General features: G+C 61.1%; 16 protein-coding genes. 5 read left to right on the forward strand and 11 right to left on the reverse strand.

The genetic code is table 11. The annotated features are described in order from the left end of the window. Positions 1-15: 15 nt before the first annotated feature. The 3 genes from QZ269_RS01695 to QZ269_RS01705 are packed head-to-tail and all read right to left on the reverse strand — an operon-like array spanning position 16 to position 1,741. Positions 16-1,086: a hypothetical protein gene (locus QZ269_RS01695; protein WP_291423623.1), complete on the reverse strand. Its 1,071-nt coding sequence runs from the start codon at positions 1,084-1,086 to the stop codon at positions 16-18. After that, positions 1,083-1,607: a hypothetical protein gene (locus QZ269_RS01700; RefSeq protein ID WP_291423625.1), complete on the reverse strand. Its 525-nt coding sequence runs from the start codon at positions 1,605-1,607 to the stop codon at positions 1,083-1,085. Before QZ269_RS01700 ends, QZ269_RS01695 begins: the two co-directional genes overlap by 4 nt. After that, entirely contained in the window at positions 1,604-1,741 is a 138-nt protein-coding gene (locus QZ269_RS01705; RefSeq protein ID WP_291423627.1) for a hypothetical protein, read from the reverse strand. The genes QZ269_RS01700 and QZ269_RS01705 overlap by 4 nt, the downstream gene beginning before the upstream one ends. 137 nt (positions 1,742-1,878) lie before the next feature. Here QZ269_RS01705 and QZ269_RS01710 point away from each other — a divergent pair, with 137 nt between their 5' ends. Then, on the forward strand, positions 1,879-2,700 hold the full coding sequence (locus QZ269_RS01710) for a DMT family transporter (RefSeq protein ID WP_291423629.1): 822 nt from the start codon (positions 1,879-1,881) through the stop codon (positions 2,698-2,700). Positions 2,701-2,959: 259 nt separating this feature from the next. Here QZ269_RS01710 and QZ269_RS01715 read toward each other — a convergent pair whose 3' ends face one another. The 3 genes from QZ269_RS01715 to QZ269_RS01725 all read right to left on the reverse strand — a co-directional run bounded on the left by QZ269_RS01715 (position 2,960) and on the right by QZ269_RS01725 (position 5,590). Further along, a complete protein-coding gene (locus tag QZ269_RS01715; RefSeq protein WP_291423631.1) occupies positions 2,960-4,474 on the reverse strand; it encodes a DUF512 domain-containing protein in 1,515 nt (504 codons plus the stop codon). 96 nt (positions 4,475-4,570) lie between these two features. After that, positions 4,571-4,828 (reverse strand): DUF4357 domain-containing protein, encoded by a 258-nt coding sequence (locus QZ269_RS01720; RefSeq protein WP_291423633.1) that lies wholly within the window; start codon positions 4,826-4,828, stop codon positions 4,571-4,573. Positions 4,829-4,831: 3 nt separating this feature from the next. Further along, entirely contained in the window at positions 4,832-5,590 is a 759-nt protein-coding gene (locus QZ269_RS01725) for a type I restriction enzyme HsdR N-terminal domain-containing protein (RefSeq protein WP_291423635.1), read from the reverse strand. Between the two features lie 102 nt (positions 5,591-5,692). On the opposite strand from QZ269_RS01725, the gene QZ269_RS01730 reads away from it, so the two are divergent. Together QZ269_RS01730 and QZ269_RS01735 are read left to right on the forward strand one after the other, a co-directional pair. Further along, positions 5,693-6,688: a YpdA family putative bacillithiol disulfide reductase gene (locus QZ269_RS01730; protein WP_291423637.1), complete on the forward strand. Its 996-nt coding sequence runs from the start codon at positions 5,693-5,695 to the stop codon at positions 6,686-6,688. A 73-nt stretch (positions 6,689-6,761) separates the two neighbouring features. Then, positions 6,762-8,051 carry a VanW family protein gene (locus tag QZ269_RS01735; protein ID WP_291423639.1) on the forward strand — a complete coding sequence of 430 codons (1,290 nt, stop codon included), beginning with the start codon at positions 6,762-6,764 and terminating at the stop codon, positions 8,049-8,051. A gap of 203 nt (positions 8,052-8,254) precedes the next feature. On the opposite strand, the gene parB is transcribed toward QZ269_RS01735, so the two are convergent. The 5 genes from parB to mnmG all read right to left on the reverse strand — a co-directional run bounded on the left by parB (position 8,255) and on the right by mnmG (position 12,791). Further along, positions 8,255-9,094, reverse strand: coding sequence for a ParB/RepB/Spo0J family partition protein ParB (parB, locus tag QZ269_RS01740; protein ID WP_291423641.1), 840 nt, complete (start codon positions 9,092-9,094; stop codon positions 8,255-8,257). Continuing rightward, positions 9,078-9,827 (reverse strand): ParA family protein, encoded by a 750-nt coding sequence (locus QZ269_RS01745; protein ID WP_291423643.1) that lies wholly within the window; start codon positions 9,825-9,827, stop codon positions 9,078-9,080. Before QZ269_RS01745 ends, parB begins: the two co-directional genes overlap by 17 nt. Positions 9,828-9,837: 10 nt before the next feature. Beyond that, entirely contained in the window at positions 9,838-10,575 is a 738-nt protein-coding gene (gene rsmG / locus QZ269_RS01750; RefSeq protein ID WP_291423645.1) for a 16S rRNA (guanine(527)-N(7))-methyltransferase RsmG, read from the reverse strand. Beyond that, the gene (locus tag QZ269_RS01755) at positions 10,572-10,892 is read right to left on the reverse strand and encodes a hypothetical protein (RefSeq protein WP_291423647.1); all 321 of its coding nucleotides are present in this window, start codon (positions 10,890-10,892) and stop codon (positions 10,572-10,574) included. The genes rsmG and QZ269_RS01755 overlap by 4 nt, the downstream gene beginning before the upstream one ends. Before the next feature lie 93 nt (positions 10,893-10,985). Beyond that, on the reverse strand, positions 10,986-12,791 hold the full coding sequence (gene mnmG / locus QZ269_RS01760; RefSeq protein WP_291423649.1) for a tRNA uridine-5-carboxymethylaminomethyl(34) synthesis enzyme MnmG: 1,806 nt from the start codon (positions 12,789-12,791) through the stop codon (positions 10,986-10,988). Positions 12,792-12,904: 113 nt separating this feature from the next. On the opposite strand from mnmG, the gene QZ269_RS01765 reads away from it, so the two are divergent. Both QZ269_RS01765 and QZ269_RS01770 read left to right on the forward strand, forming a co-directional pair. Continuing rightward, the gene (locus QZ269_RS01765) at positions 12,905-14,509 is read left to right on the forward strand and encodes an aminotransferase class V-fold PLP-dependent enzyme (RefSeq protein WP_291423650.1); all 1,605 of its coding nucleotides are present in this window, start codon (positions 12,905-12,907) and stop codon (positions 14,507-14,509) included. 273 nt (positions 14,510-14,782) lie between these two features. After that, positions 14,783-15,016: a hypothetical protein gene (locus tag QZ269_RS01770; protein ID WP_291423652.1), complete on the forward strand. Its 234-nt coding sequence runs from the start codon at positions 14,783-14,785 to the stop codon at positions 15,014-15,016. Positions 15,017-15,083 lie beyond the last annotated feature (67 nt).

A 15,083-nucleotide genomic window follows, 5' to 3' on the forward strand; every position in this document is an offset into this window, starting at 1 on the left:
TCCGCTCACCTCCCTTCACACCAAATCCACGCTATCGGTTTCGCTGCCAGCGTCCCGGAACTCTATCTTCCACTTTGGCCCCAGGCCGTCGCCGCGCACGCCCTCAGGCGACTGGGGGGCCGGAAAACTGCAATAGCCGCCAGTCTGCTCGGCCTTCCAGGGCTGGGCGTCGGCCTCACTGGTGCCGATGTCGCTGCTGCGCCAGTTCACGCCACGCAAAAAGCTGCCGCTTTGCAGGTTCTGGTGGCCGGTGGTCTGGCCGATGGTGGTCATACGCTTCAGGATAGTTGCGCCGCCAGTTCTACTGCCCGCCGGAGTCCAGCCGAAACTGGAATCCACCGGGGCGCTGAGGGTCAGGGTGGTCTCGGTACGGTCAAGGTTGGTGACTCCGCGAATGAACAGGTTCAGGAGGGTTAAATCGGCGTCGGTGGACACCCAGAAGGTCAGGGTGGCATTCTGGCCCGCCGCCAGCCGCCAGGGGTCGCCCCCGGCCTGCCGCTGGTCAGAGACGGTCACCGCGCTGGGGCCGCTCGGCTGCTGCACCAGAAAGAAGGGTGCCCAGTCGTCGTGCGGGCCATTGACATAGCGCCCGTGCTGAACTCCGGCGTCCACCGCGCCGCCCTTGCCGCCCCAGCCGCCCATATAGATAAAGGCCGTGTCACCGTGCCCGGCTTCTTTGGCCTCATGGACCTCGCCCGCGTCGGCGCTGGGGAGGTACACCTGGCTGGACTGGTAGGCGTAGCCCGGGTTGCTGAACACCCGGCGGTATGGCCCGCTGCGCTCGTCCTTGCAACTGACTTGCACACCCTGAGCCGTTGCAGGAGCGCCGCCCAGCACACCCGAAATCAGCCCCCCGAGGCCGCCGCCGTCACCCGTGGTGGCCTGAGCCGTCAACGGGTGAAAGCGGTGAAAGACCAGCGCCCCGGCCAGAGCAGCGCTGTTGGCGGTGATTCCGTCAGCGGTCAAGATCGCCACATGCCGCGCCTGTTCCGGGGACAGGTGGCGCGAGACGCGTCGCAGCAGCTCGGGGTCGGAGCCGCATGCCTGGGGGGGCACAGGTGAGCGGCGGGGAAGATGCAGGGTCATGCGGTCATCTTACGGGTTGCGCACCGGGCGGCGGCGGCGTCTCCGGCGGCCAGGCCCAGCAAAAATGCCGCTCCCAGCACGCAGGACATGAACAGCCCCCGGTTGGTCGCGCCGTCCAGCTGGGCGTAAAGTTGCTCGTCCAGATACGGGCCGTGAGCGTAGACCGGGCCTAATACCAGCTGGTAGAACACGGAAAACATCATTGGCAGCGGCAAAGGCGACAGCCAGGGCCGACGCAGCACTGCCCAGAAGGTCAGCCCGGCGGTGAGCAGCACGAGCGCTGCTGTCTGCGCCTGAAAAAGCTGCATGACGTGAACGGTCTGCGGCATCCGCGCAGCCGCCAGCCCCGCTTCGTGAAGGTAGCCCCACAGCGACACCCCTGGCATAAAGAGCGCCGCTAGCCCCCAAAACAGCCGCCACGCCCACCCCTGCGGAATGACGCGCCCCAGCCAGCCCGCGCCGAAACTGAACGGCAAAAGCAGCAGCAATGGCACGCTCAGAAACAGCAGAAAGCCGCTCATGCGGGCAGACCTGGGCGGGCCGAGGCTTTTTGCGCCGCCCCCTGCCCCGCACCTACTGCCACGCGGTACAGCAGGCCCGACCCCAGCGCCCCGGCCACTGCGAACGTCAGCAGCAGAAAAGGAAAAGGCGGCACGGGCGCAGGTTAGGGGCTGGCGCGTTCAGGCGCGTCCACCAAAGGGAGGAGCGGCGATCAGAGCGGGCCGGTAGCACTGGAGAGACCAGGGACTCTGCTCCGGTACACTGTCTCCCTGTGACACTGCGAGGCCACCTATGAATCCTGCCGCCTACGGCCTACTGTCCTCACTGATATACGGTGTCGGGGACTTTCTGTCGGGCATGGCCAGCCGCCGCGATTCGCCGCTGCGGGTCGCGGCACTGACCCATCCGCTGAGCGCATTGGCTCTGGGTCTGCTGGCCTTTTTGTTGCACCAGCCGCTGCCCCCGGCCAGCGACCTGTGGTGGGGTGTGGCGGGCGGTCTGGTCGGTCTGGGGGCTATTCTGGCCTTTTACCGGGCGCTAGCGCTGGGGCCGATGGGTGCGGTGTCGGTTAGTGCGGGGGCACTTTCGGCAGCGGTGCCTGTAGCTATCGGCATCATTGGCGGCGAGACGCTGGGTCTAAACGGCTGGCTCGGAGCACTGGCCGTCCTGATCGGCACCGCCATGCTTAGCCTGCACCCCGGCGAACGGGGCGGCAACGGCGTGACCATTGGCATTCTGGCAGGCATCGGCTTCGGCTTCTTCTTTACGCTGCTGGGTCAGGCACACTCCGCGCAGGGCATCTTATGGACGCTGGCGGTGGCCCGCCTCGCCAGTGCGCTGGTCATCTTGCCTATTGCGGCCAAAATGGTCGGGCTGCGGCCCCAGGCTCCGGCGCTGGTCTTCGGCTCCGCACCGTTCGACATGGCGGGCAACCTGCTTTACCTGCTCGCGGTTCAGGGCGGCGGGCTGGCAATCGGGGCGCTGCTGTCCAGTCTGTACCCGGCGTTCACGACCCTGCTGGCGGTTGTCGTGCTGCGCGAACGCCTCAAGCCCATGCAATGGGTCGGCGTGGTCATAGCGATGATCGGGGCTGTGCTGCTGTCTGCCAAATGACCCGCAAGGGACGAGGGTAAAACGGAGAGGATTAAAGAGGTCGGGAACCTTTTTAATTTCGTGTCAGACAGATTTTTTCGGACTTCTTCTATTCCAGGTTATGCAACTGTCCGAACCATTGCTCAGAGCATTGTGCAAAAAGATGGTACTCTTTTGACCCTCTTTTTGCCGAGTGGAACAAGTGAAAGAAAAAGAGCAGGACGTAGAATGAAGGGGGCGGCGGTGTTGTTCCGACGTGCCCGTCATTCGGAGAACTCCTCTAAGCCTGACCGCGCCCGTGCATACTCGCCTCGGCTACGATCTCGTCGGCTGGCTTGTCCTTGACAGCGTGCGCACTCATGCCGAATTGCGGGCCACTGCTCTGGGCACCCTGCAAAATCACGCGGGCCAGTTCACCCAGCGTCGCGCCGCCTGACCGCACGTCCATCTTGAATTCCTGGCGCAGTTCACTTAGGCTCACGTCGTCCAGCATCAGCTCGGTGCCGTAGCGCAGGGTGGTCGGCGGCACGATCAGCAGGTCGGCCTCACCGGGCTTGACCGCGTGCCGGAAGCAGCGCCCGGTCAGCAGCCCGGCCACAGTAGTCACGCGCCCGAAGGTCTTGTTTTCTACAGCCCGCACCTCGATGTCCAGACCGTCAATAGCGCGCAGCGGCTCTACAGCGCGGTCTAGCGACTCGGCAAACAGCAGACCTGTGCCCAGAATCACCTTCAGCGGCTGGGGCAGCGCGGCGGGCAGTTCCGGCAAGCCCTCGGTCAAGAAGTCGCGGATCATACCCACGCCGTTTTCCAGCATAGGAAAGCCCTCGTACTCTTCCTCGCTGGGCAGCGGCTCACCCGCCAGCAGGTAAATCTCGTCGGACGGAAAGATAAAGCGGGTGCCGCGCTCGGCCAGGAACTTTTTGCGCCAGATGTTCAGGCGTTTTAGGGTGTCCTGCGCTTCTTCTCTATTAAAAGTTCTCACGTCGGGCAGGTTGGTGCGGTGGGCAGTCAGGCCGATGGGCACCACCGCCGCCGAGATCACGTTGGGGCGGCTAGACAGGTATTCCACCGTCTCGTCGAGGTTCTCGCGGTCGTTGCGGCCCGGCACCAGCACGATCTGGGTGTACAGGTCGATGGATTCCAGCCGTTCGATCATCTCACGAATCTGCACGGCCTGGGGGTCTTTGACCTTCAGTTTCCACCACTTCATCATGTCCTGGCGCAGGTCCTGGTTGGCGGTGTGCACCGACACGTACAGCGGCGAAAGGTTCTCGTTCAGAATCCGGTTGATGTCGCCTTCGGTCAGGTTGGTCAGCGTTACAAAGGAGCCGTACAGAAAGGACAGGCGGTAATCGTCGTCCATGATGTACAGGCTCTTGCGAAAGCCGCGCGGCATCTGGTGTACGTAACAAAAATCGCACTTGTTGGCGCATTTCTTGATGCCGTCGAACAGCACTTCTTCAAAGTCCAGGCCGGGGTCTTCCCACTCTACTGTGAAAGTGAAGGTATCGTCGAGGCTGGGCGCGGCAGGCAGCATCAGGCGGTGGTGATCCTGCGCGGTGGTCGGCACGCCGGTCATGACCAGCGGAGCCTGCTGCGGGCGAGCGATTTCCAGCGTCACCACCCCACGTTCAAGCTTGTGGCGGTAGTCCAGCACGTCGGTGATCGTCTCGCCGTTCACGCGCAGCAGCACGTCGCCGGGCCTGACCCCAGCGCGGGCCGCCGGGCTGCCTTCCTCTACGGTCTTGATAGGCGCTGGATAAAGCTGTTCTGATAAGTTTTCGGCTGCCGTCATGTATTCACCCCTTTCGAGGCAAATCCGGCGGCCCCGATCAAACAAAGTAGTTTAACAGATTGGGCCAGGGGATTCCAGGAAAATGGTGATATTTGGCTATTTGTGGCGGTAGTTCTGAGCAGGATGGTTTTGAGCATCGCGCCAGACCTCCCAGCCGTTTTTGGAGCCGCCTGAAATATCAACTCCAGGTGTGCTTGGCGAGTCATAAGAATAATCTTTTTCGTAACGCAGTAAGTTGCCCTCAATAGCGCTCAGAGTGCCTTCAGTGAGCATCTTTGCTCGGCGCTTTTCCAAAGATTTTGCGTTTGAACCATTGCCAAGAATGATGTTCCGAGCGGTACTGCCAGCCCGCACGGTTCAAGTTCCATCATCAGGCCGATAAATTGCAGTCGCTTTTGCTGCGCCGATGCTGTAGGTGAACTCGATCTCCTCTGGCTTAAGCGACGCACTTGTTACGCGCTTCAAAAGGACATCCCTTTCAGCTTCTGTAATCCGCCCCATTTTTGCCGCAGCGTCAGCAGCTTTCTCAAAGCTAGCAATCTCAAATTCGCTTTGCGTTTCTTCTACGACCCTGGTTTTCTCACGGCGAATCCGCGCTTCATCCTTGCGTTGTTGCTGGCGGTTGCTGACGGTCTGCACAACGTCGGCAAATGCGTCCCGTTCCCAACTGGGCGGATCGAGTAGGGCCGCTATATCTTCTCCAAAGTTCTGGTCATCACGCGACATTTCTATCGTCAGGGCAATTTTGGCGTTCCAGTCACCATCCAGGCGTTCATCCAGCACACGCCATAGCCGCCCGTTAGTCACAATGGCCCAGCGGGTGCCGACGCTCACGGCGTAATTCAGGGCCTGCTGATAGTCACGGGCTTGCAAAGTTGCGCTCATCCCTTTCAGTTCCAGCGCAAACTGTCCGGTTCCACGGCGAACAAGAAAGTCGGCCCGGTTGCCGGTGACGTTGGTTTCTTCCGGGTGAACTTCTTCAGGATTCCATATGTCAAAACCAGCGGCGAGCAGGAGCCTAAGCACAATGCACTGGCGCACCACTGCTTCGCCGGGTGGATCGTCCAGCCAAACTTGAATGGCTTGTACGGCGCTCTGCACATCTGGAAGAGACATTTCGCGCAATATAGCGACCTTTTCCCGGTTCACAGAAAGCTCAGCACCGACATTTCTAAATCAACTTCCTTTTTTTTGCTGCGCCTCTGCCACAATGCCCCCATGAGTCTTTTTGACGTTGCTATCGTCGGTGCTGGCCCGGTGGGGCTGGCCGCCGCCATCGCCTGCAAACGCGCGGGCCTGAGCTACGTGGTGCTGGAAAAGGGCTGCGTGGTCAACGCCATTTTTGAATATCCAACCTACATGGGGTTTTTTACGACCGCCCCCGAACTCGAAATCGGTAACCACCCCTTCGTGACCGGGCACGACAAACCCGACCGGCGCGACGCCCTGATGTATTACCGGCTGGTCACCCAGCGCGAGGCGCTCAACGTGCGCCAGTACACCGAAGTCACCCAGGTTCACGCGGCCCCGGCGGGCTTTACCCTGGAAGTCGAGGCGCAAGACGGCAGGCCCGGCGTGGTCGAGGCGCGGCGCGTGGTCGTGGCGACCGGCTATTACGACAACCCCCTGTACCTGGGCATTCCCGGCGAGGACAGCGAAAATGTCAGCCACTACTACACCGAGGCTCACCCCTTCATGGGCCTGAATGTCACGGTGATCGGCGCGGGCAACAGCGCGGCAGACGCGGCCCTCGACCTGTGGCGCAGCGGCGTCAACGTGACGATGGTCGTGCGTGCGCCCGAACTCAAGAGCACCATCAAGTACTGGGTGCGCCCCGACCTCGAAAACCGCATCAAGGAAGGCAGTATCGCGGCCCACTTCAATTCCCGCGTGGTCGAAATTCGCCCCGAACATGTGGTCGTGCAGCGCCCGGACAACACCACCTTCGAGCTGCCCACCCACTTCACATTTGCCCTGACTGGCTACCGCCCCGACCTATCCTTCCTGGCTGGGCTGCAACTGGCCGAACAGCCCGATCAGTGCCTGGTGCTCGACGAACATTTTCAGAGCAGCGTGCCGGGGCTGTTTGTGGTCGGATCAGCAGGCTTTGCGGGCAAGACCAATCAGGTGTTTATCGAGAACGGGCGCTTTCATGCCGATCACGCAGTGGCCGAGATCGCGCGGCAACTGGCCCCGGTCGCCAGCACGACCTGAGCGGGTTTGCGGGCAGGTGAAGGTTTTTCAGGCCTTCACGGGCATCAACTCCGTGCGTGAAATACTGGCAGCTATGAAGTTCCGGTTTTCAGTTCCCTTTCTGACCACAGCCCTCGCTCTGGGGGCCGTGGCTTACGCTGTGGCTCCCGGGCCTGCTGCTCCCACCCCTGCCGCCTCCATCCCTACTGCGGCCACCACCGACAGTGCGGCTGCGGCAGGAGCAACGCCTGCTTCGGCACCCGCGCCCACTCCTGCTGCGCCCAGCCCACGGGCAAGCGGGCCACTGCTTATTACGGTGCGTACTCAGATTCCGGCGCTGATTGCAGGCCAAAAGACCACCACCGCCTTTGTCCGCACGCTGCCTATTCCGGCGGAGCGGGCAGCCGAACTGCGGCGCGGCGGTAAAATCAGCACGCAACTTGGTATCGACCTGAACAAGTTCTTCGACCAGCTTGAAAATGCAGGCCAGGACGCCCGGTTCATGCAACTGGAAGATGGCCGCTGGGCCGCCGTGCAACGCAACAACCTTCAGATCGACCGCCAGGCCAGCCGCGCCAACGTTCTGGCAATGCTGAGTGACCCCCAGGCGGCTCAGGCCGATGTGGTCGTGACTGGGCAAACACCTCCCAAACGTACTCTGGAGTTTTTTATCTCCAGGGGCATTACCAACTTCCTGGCGACGGGTCAGACCAGTTATGACGGCAGCGGCGCGGACCGCATCACCAACATTCATGTCGGGGCTAAGAATTTTAAGGACCGCCTGTTTGATGGCAAGACTTTTTCCTTCAATCAGATGGTCGGCCCGATCACGGCGCGTAACGGTTACGTCGCGGGCCTGGTCATTGCAGGCGACCAGACGGCCAGTGGCGTGGGGGGCGGTATCTGTCAGGTCAGCTCTACCGTCTTCCGTACGCTATACGGCGCCGGACTGCCCATCGTGCAGCGCCAGAACCACTCGTATCAGGTGCATTACTACGACCCGCAGGGCCTCGACGCCACCATCTACCAGCCCAGTCTCGACCTGCGCTTTGCCAATAACACCGGTGGGCCGCTGTGGTTCCAGACCGAGTGGGACGACAACGATCATATTCTCAGCGTCAGCGTGTTCGGCAAAGCCCCGCAATACAACGTGGTTATCGAGGAACCCAAAACCCTTAAAACCAGCCCCAGACCCAAAGACCGTCTGATTCCTGACCCCACGCTGGCGGCGGGCACCCGGCAGCAGGTGGATTGGGCCGCTCCCGGCGCAGTGATCGAGGTCACACGCAAGTTCATGCAGGGCAACAAGGAAGTCAAGCGCGACGTGCTGCGCAGCACCTACCGCCCCTGGCCCAACATCTTCAGGGTCGGCACCAAAAAGTAAGACGGACTACGCTAAATTCTGTGACCCCTGACCAAGCACCAGCTGTGCCTCCGCCGGACGGCTCTACGCCTCCACTTTTACCAGAAGCTCCTTTTCGCCTTCTTGTTCTATTTGGGGCAGACGTGCATCATTAAGCAAAAGGGAGAGGCCAGCAAATAGCCTCTCCCCTCCCCCGTTTTGTAACGACCGTTAAAGAGCGGCGTTCAAGTGTCTGCCTCATAGCCCAGAAGCTGTAGCAAGCGGTCGAGTTCCTCCCGTGAGGCGTAATTCAGTTCCACGCGGCCCTTGTCTTCACCGGTAATTCGCACCTTTGTTCCGGTGCGGCGGCTTAGGTCCAACTCAAGCTGACGGTAAGTGCGCGGCGGGTTCACCTTGACCGGAGCGGCTCCCCTGCTCTCCCGTTTCAGCGCTTCGGCCTCACGCACGTTCAACTGACCTTTGGTGATCTGCTCTAGTGCCCAGTCCCGGTCTTTTTCCGGTTGCGTCAGGATCGCGCGGGCGTGTCCGGCAGTGATTTCCCCACTGTCAAGCGCCCGCAGGATATTCGCGGGCAAACTCAATAGGCGAAGCGCGTTGGTGACAGTGCTCCGCCCTTTGCCTACCGCCCGCGCCACGCCCTCCTGGTTCAGTCCGTGATCCATGAGAGCCTGATAAGCCTGCGCTTCTTCCAGCGGTCCCAGGTCTTCCCGTTGCAGATTCTCGATGATGGCGATTTCCAGCGCCTCACGGTCGCCTAGGTCACGCACGATGACTGGTAATTCGGTGAGTCCGGCCAGCTGCGACGCCCGCCAACGCCGCTCACCCGCCACAATCTCGAAGCCGTCGCCACGTGGGCGCACCAGCAGTGGCTGCAACACGCCCTTTTCCCGGATGCTCTGCGCCAGTTCGGCCAGGGCTTCCGGCCCGAACACCTGCCGTGGCTGGTAGCCTGCCTGAGTTATCCTGTCTATGCGGATGGTCTGAACCTGAGTCCCTGCGCCCTCCTCCGTCTTTTTGCTGAGCAGAGCGTCCAGCCCCCGGCCCAGGCTAGATTTTTTCGACACGTTGCAGCACCTCCTCACTCAGGCGCTTGTAGGCCGCTGCACCACTCGAAAGCGGCGCAAAGGCGTTGATCGGTTTGGCAAAACTGGGGGCCTCACTCAGGCGAATATTGCGCGGCACGACCGACCAGAACACCAGTTCGCCAAAGTGCTGGCGCACCATCGTCTCGACTTCCTGGGCCAGATTGGTGCGGCTGTCCAGCATGGTCAGAACCACGCCCAGCACTTTCAGCTTCGGATTCAGCCCCCCCTGCACACGCTCCACCGTTTCCATCAGGCCCGCCAGACCCTCCAGGGCGTAATACTCGGCCTGCACAGGAATCAGCAGCGCATCTACCCCGGCCAGAATATTCACCGTCAGCGGCCCCAGGCTAGGCGGCGCGTCAATCAGAACCAGATCGTAGCCCTGAATACTGGCCAGCAACCGGGCCAGAGCGTCGGGATCATCAGCCAGTTCGACCCCTGCGCCCGCCAGATCCGGGGTTGCCGGAAGCACGTCTAGGCCCTTCTGAGTGCCCGTCACGATGAACTCCTGTACGCGCCCCGGTTCGCCCAGGGCTTCATACAGCCCCTGCTCGGCTCCGCGCAAACCCAGGCCACTGGTGGCGTTGCCCTGCGGGTCCATGTCGAGTAGCAGCACTTTACGCCCGCTGGCGGCCAGATACGCGGCCAGATTCACAGCTGTTGTGGTTTTCCCCACCCCGCCTTTCTGGTTGACTACTCCAATCGTTTTCATGCCTCTCCCATCACTTCACTTTCCAGAATAGCGGCTGGGTAGTAGGCACACCCTCACGCCGTGGATATTTTTCCGGCGTCCGGCCATCTTTGCGAACCACCACCAGCGTCCGTTCGTCTCCCAAGATCGGCAGTCCGAACGAGTCCACTTCTATAACCTCACCGCGCAGTTCCCGCGCCACCTGCTGCCCGGCCCCGAGTTCTTCTTGTCCTAGCGCTCCCTTCTGGGCCACCAGTTGACCACCGACCCTGAGCAGAGGCAAGGCCAGTTCGACCAGCACCGGCAAGGCGGCTACAGCACGCACCACCACCCGGTCAAGCTGTTCACGGTAGTCCGGCAGGCGACCGACCTGCTCGGCGCGCCCGACGAGTGGGGTCACATTATCCAGGCCCAATGCAGCGGCTGTCTCACGCACAAAATCGATCTTTTTGCGTGTCGAATCCAGCGGAATAAGGTGCAGTTCGGGGCGCATGATCGCCAGAGGCAGCGCTGGAAAACCGCCGCCCGTGCCCAGGTCGAGCACCCTCAGATCGCCTCCAAGATGCCCGCCCCGCAAACAGCTCAGCGAATCGACGAAGTGTTTCAGCACAATGTCACGCTCCTGCCGCAGCGCCGTCAGGTTGAGGCGGTGATTGCCCTCAAGCAGCAGAATGTAAAGTTGCTCGAATTTCGACAGTTGCTCAGGGGTCAACTCTAGTTTCAATTGTCCTGCGCCGTCTTGCAGCAGGGCCAGACCCTCGGGCGTCACAGGTTATACCGCTGCTTCATATCCATATACCTCGCATACACGTGTTCATCCGTTTGCTCTATTGGCAAGCGGTCTAAAAGAGGCAGCAATTTTTCACGGAGCGCCTCACCCCTCACCATCCACTGGTAGTAACTGCGGCCACCATGCTGATAGGGGCCGTACAGCTTGGAATCGGGGCACATGCGCCGTAGGGTTTCAAACAGCCGCTGGTGGCGGGTGTGCATACGCACCGTAATCTGAGGCTGCTTGCCGTCGCCGCCAAAATGTCCTTCACCGATCAGGATGCCGAGCAACAGTCCCTGTTCAAATTCGGTCAAAAAGAAGCCCTCCTTGTTTCACGGTCAAGTTTCCCGTGAAACGTGAAGGAGGTCAAGCCTGGGGCGAAGCAGCACGTCGCCCTTGTTTCACCGTCAGGTTTCCCGTGAAACGCCCGCCTGCTTGACATGTACCAGCAACGCGCTGATGTCTGCGTGCCGCACGCCAGAAATACGGGAGGCCTGTTCAACGGTTTGAGGTTGGTGACGAGCCAATTTTTCCCTGGCCTCATTGGATAGTGTGCTGATCGCTGCAAAATTAATCCCGCTCAGGCTGAGACTGCGGGCACGGGCCTCGGCTTTCAACTGCGTCTTGGCGCGTTCGATATATCCGGCGTACTTCACTCGGATTTCCACAGCCTCGCGCTCTTCAGCAGACAGTTGCGGCAGGCTGAGGCCCAAAGCCTCGACATCACTCAGGGTAAATTCGGGGCGGCGCAACCAGCCGTCACCCGTGTTGCCCTGAACCCGCTGCTGCTCTAGAGCAGATATGCCTGCCTGAACCTGCTGATATTTCTGGGAAACGCGCTCTGCTTGTGCCGTAGCCACTAGCCCGAGCTTCACGCCAATGGGGGTCATGCGCTCATCGGCATTGTCCTGGCGAACCAACAGGCGGTGCTCGACGCGACTGGTCATCATGCGGTAGGGTTCGTCACTTCCCTTGAACACCAGATCGTCGAGCAGAACCCCGATATAGCCAGTTTCGCGGGTCACAAACTGTTCGGGCAGCTCCTGTGCGCGGCGGGCAGCAGCCGTTCCGGCAATCAGTCCCTGGGCCGCCGCCTCTTCATAGCCGCTAGTGCCATTGATCTGCCCCGCCGTGAAAACGCCCGGCATATGCCGCGATTCCAGATTCAGAGTCAGTTCGGTCGAGTCCACCACGTCGTATTCGACGGCGTAGGCATAACGCTGAATAACAGCCCGACCGAAACCAGGCAAGGTGCGCACCAGTTGATCTTGAAGATGCGGCGGCAGCGAGGAGCTAAAGCCTTGCAAATAGACCTCGCTGGTCTGAATACCGTCGGGTTCCACAAACAGCAGATGGCGGTCATGATGGGCAAACTTGACCACCTTGTCCTCAATGCTGGGGCAGTAACGCGGGCCGCGCCCCTCAATATCTCCGGCGTACATGGGTGACTCGTGGATGTTTTCCTGAATCAGTCGGTGCGTTTCAAGAGTGGTGTAGGTTTGCCAGGTCGGTGACTCGGTGGCGCGGGGGCCGGGCGCACCTGTAAAGCCGCGCGGTTGGGGATCCGCCGGAATTTGCAAAAGCTCACCGAACTGAACAGAGTCGGCCCGAACGCGGGGGGGCGTGCCGGTTTTATACCGCTTCAGCACATGTCCGGCGCGGGCCAGCGGCGACGAAAGAAAGCGGGCAGGTGGTTCTCCCTGCCGACCCTCGGGACGGGTCTGGCGGCCATACCAGGTCTGTGCCCGCATAAAAGTCCCAGCGGCTACCACGACACTGCGGGCGTGAAACTCGCGCCCGTCGGTGGTCGTGACCACCCAGCCGCCCCGCCCGTCTCCACGTAGATCAGCAGCTTCACCGCGCAGAATATCGATCCCAGGGTGACCGAAGATGATGTCCTGCGCGTGTTCGGCGTAAGCGTCGCGCTCGTTCTGAACACGCAGCGACTGCACCGCCGGGCCTTTGCTGGCGTTTAGGACACGGGTGTGAATGGCCGTGTCGTCGGCCAGGCGCCCCATCAGACCGCCCAGAGCATGAAGCTCGAACACCAGCTGGCTTTTGCCGGGGCTGCCGACCGCCGGGTTGCACGGCATACGGCCCACCGTAGCGGGGTTACCGATCAGCAGGGCAACCTGTGAGAATTTGGCGGCGGCCCAGGCGGCTTCGATGCCCGCGTGACCCCCACCGATAACAATGACATTCCAGCCGCTCATATCTGAAGAAGTGTAGGGGCTTTGAGGCCAGACAACCGTAACGTGCAGGCCGCCTTTGCAGGTTTTGCCACAGTATTACCATCAGCCGTAGCCCAAGTCCGTACAATCTTTTCATGGACTTCGCTACTTTGCGCCGCGACCTGATGGGCACCGACGCGGTTATTCAGACCCCCTTTGGAGCCAGAAGAGTAACCTACGCCGATTACGTCGCCTCGGGGAAACCCTTGAAGAGCGTGGAAGAGCGCGTGGCGACGCTGGCTCTGCCTTTATATGCCAATACCCACACCGAGGACAGCGCGACGGGGGCACACAGCACGCACCTGACCCATCAGGCCCAGGACTATATCCGGGCGCAACTGGGCGGCGACGCCACCTGCAAACTGGTATTTTGCGGTTCGGGAAGTACGGCGGCGGTGCGGCGCATCCAGGACATTCTGGGGCTGACCGTTTCGGCAGCGCACCGGAACACGGTGCTCGAGCATTTGCCCGAGCAGGAACGGCCAGTAGTGTTCGTGGGCCCCTATGAACACCACAGCAACGAGGTCAGCTGGCGCGAAACGCTGGCCGAGGTTATCGAAATCCCACTGTGTCAGGAGGGAAACCTGGATCTGGATTTTCTGCTCAAGGCCCTGAAGGACCCGCGCTATGTGCAGCGCCCCAAGATCGGTTCGTTCAGCGCGGCGAGCAATGTCACGGGACTCCTGACCGATACCCGCACAGTGGCGCGAATGTTGCATGCTCACGGCGCCTACGCCTTCTTCGATTTTGCGGCCAGCGCACCATATGTCAAAATCGATATGAAGCCGGGCCAGCCGGACGGCTACGACGCTGTTTTCCTTAGTCCACACAAATTCGTCGGCGGGCCGGGAACGCCAGGACTGCTATGCTTTCAGCAACATCTGTATACGCTGGCCGCTCCTAGCACGGCGGGCGGCGGCACGGTCAGCTATGTCAGCCGTACTCGCCACGCCTTCGTAGACGATATCGAGGCGAGGGAAGACGCCGGAACTCCTGCCATTCTGGGCAAGATTCGCACGGCGCTGGCCTTCCAGGTCAAGGAGGAACTGGGAGTAGAGCAGCTGACCCAGCGTGAACACCAGCTGTTTCAGCAGGCGCTCGGTCGGTTGGCCGCCCAGCCGCGCATTCAGATTTTGGGCAATCCACGCGCCGAGCGACTGGCCTTTTTGTCGTTCCTCATTCATACCGAGTCTGGGCCTTACCTGCATCCACGGCTGGTGGTGCGGCTGCTCAACGACCTATTCGGTATTCAGGCGCGTGGCGGCTGCGCGTGTGCTGGGCCTTACGGGCACGCCCTGCTGAATGTAGACGACGCCCAGAGCGAGCGTTACTTTCAGTGTGTCATCAGTGACCTGGAAGGCATTAAGCCGGGCTGGACCAGACTGAATCTGGCTCCGTGGGCCAGCGACGCGGAGGTGGATTTCATCCTGAGCGCCATAGAATTCGTGGCCGAATGGGGAGAGCATTTTATGCACCACTACAGCTTCGACTGGAAAACCGGGGCCTGGAGCCACCCGGCGGATCAGGCCCCTCTAGACCTGTTCGGCAGCGAACGGCCCCAGACCGGAGTGGGCGAGGTGCCTTACGCCGAGTACCTGGCCGAAGCCCGAGCACTGGCCCAGGGCCTGAAGCCGGTAGGGGAGAGGAGGGCCGTTCCCGGAAGTGTGCCACTGGACCTCGTACTGTTTGCGTATTATTAATGACACAGTTGAGTACGTTGTCGTGGGAATGGACAGACCCTCCAGGCTAGAGCCTGCTATTGTCGAATTGTGTCCTGCAATACCGGACAATGGGATAACACACCACACACCTGTTGCCGACTAAAATACCTACCACACACTAGACAAAATTGTTGTGCCGGGAAGATCGTCCATGCCCGTGCATTCTAGAGGAGGTCCATGCAGCACTTAGGATTTGTTTTCAGGCAAGATGGCGCACAGTTGTGAACTGTGGCGAGGGACTTAACGACTGATATGCCGCCCGAATTCCTGCGTCCGCTGCTCAGTCTGGCTGGGCTTGGCATAGGCTACGCGCTTTATCAGCTTGCTCACCGCTTAGGCGAGCCGTGGCAGAGCGTGGCGGTGGGGGCCTTGTTCGTTTTGCTGGGTGGCGCGGCCTGGGTCTACGCAGCAGGCGAGCGCTGGATTCAGGTGCTGGCCGCACTTTTACTGGTCTGGGGGGTGCTCCGGGCTGTCCTTTTGCACTAGAGCCGTTCGCGGAAGGTCAGTGGGTGCCGTTCAACCCCCCGCACGGGGTCACAAGCGCAACATCTTA

Source organism: Deinococcus sp., assembly GCF_018260405.1.
GTDB lineage: Bacteria > Deinococcota > Deinococci > Deinococcales > Deinococcaceae > Deinococcus.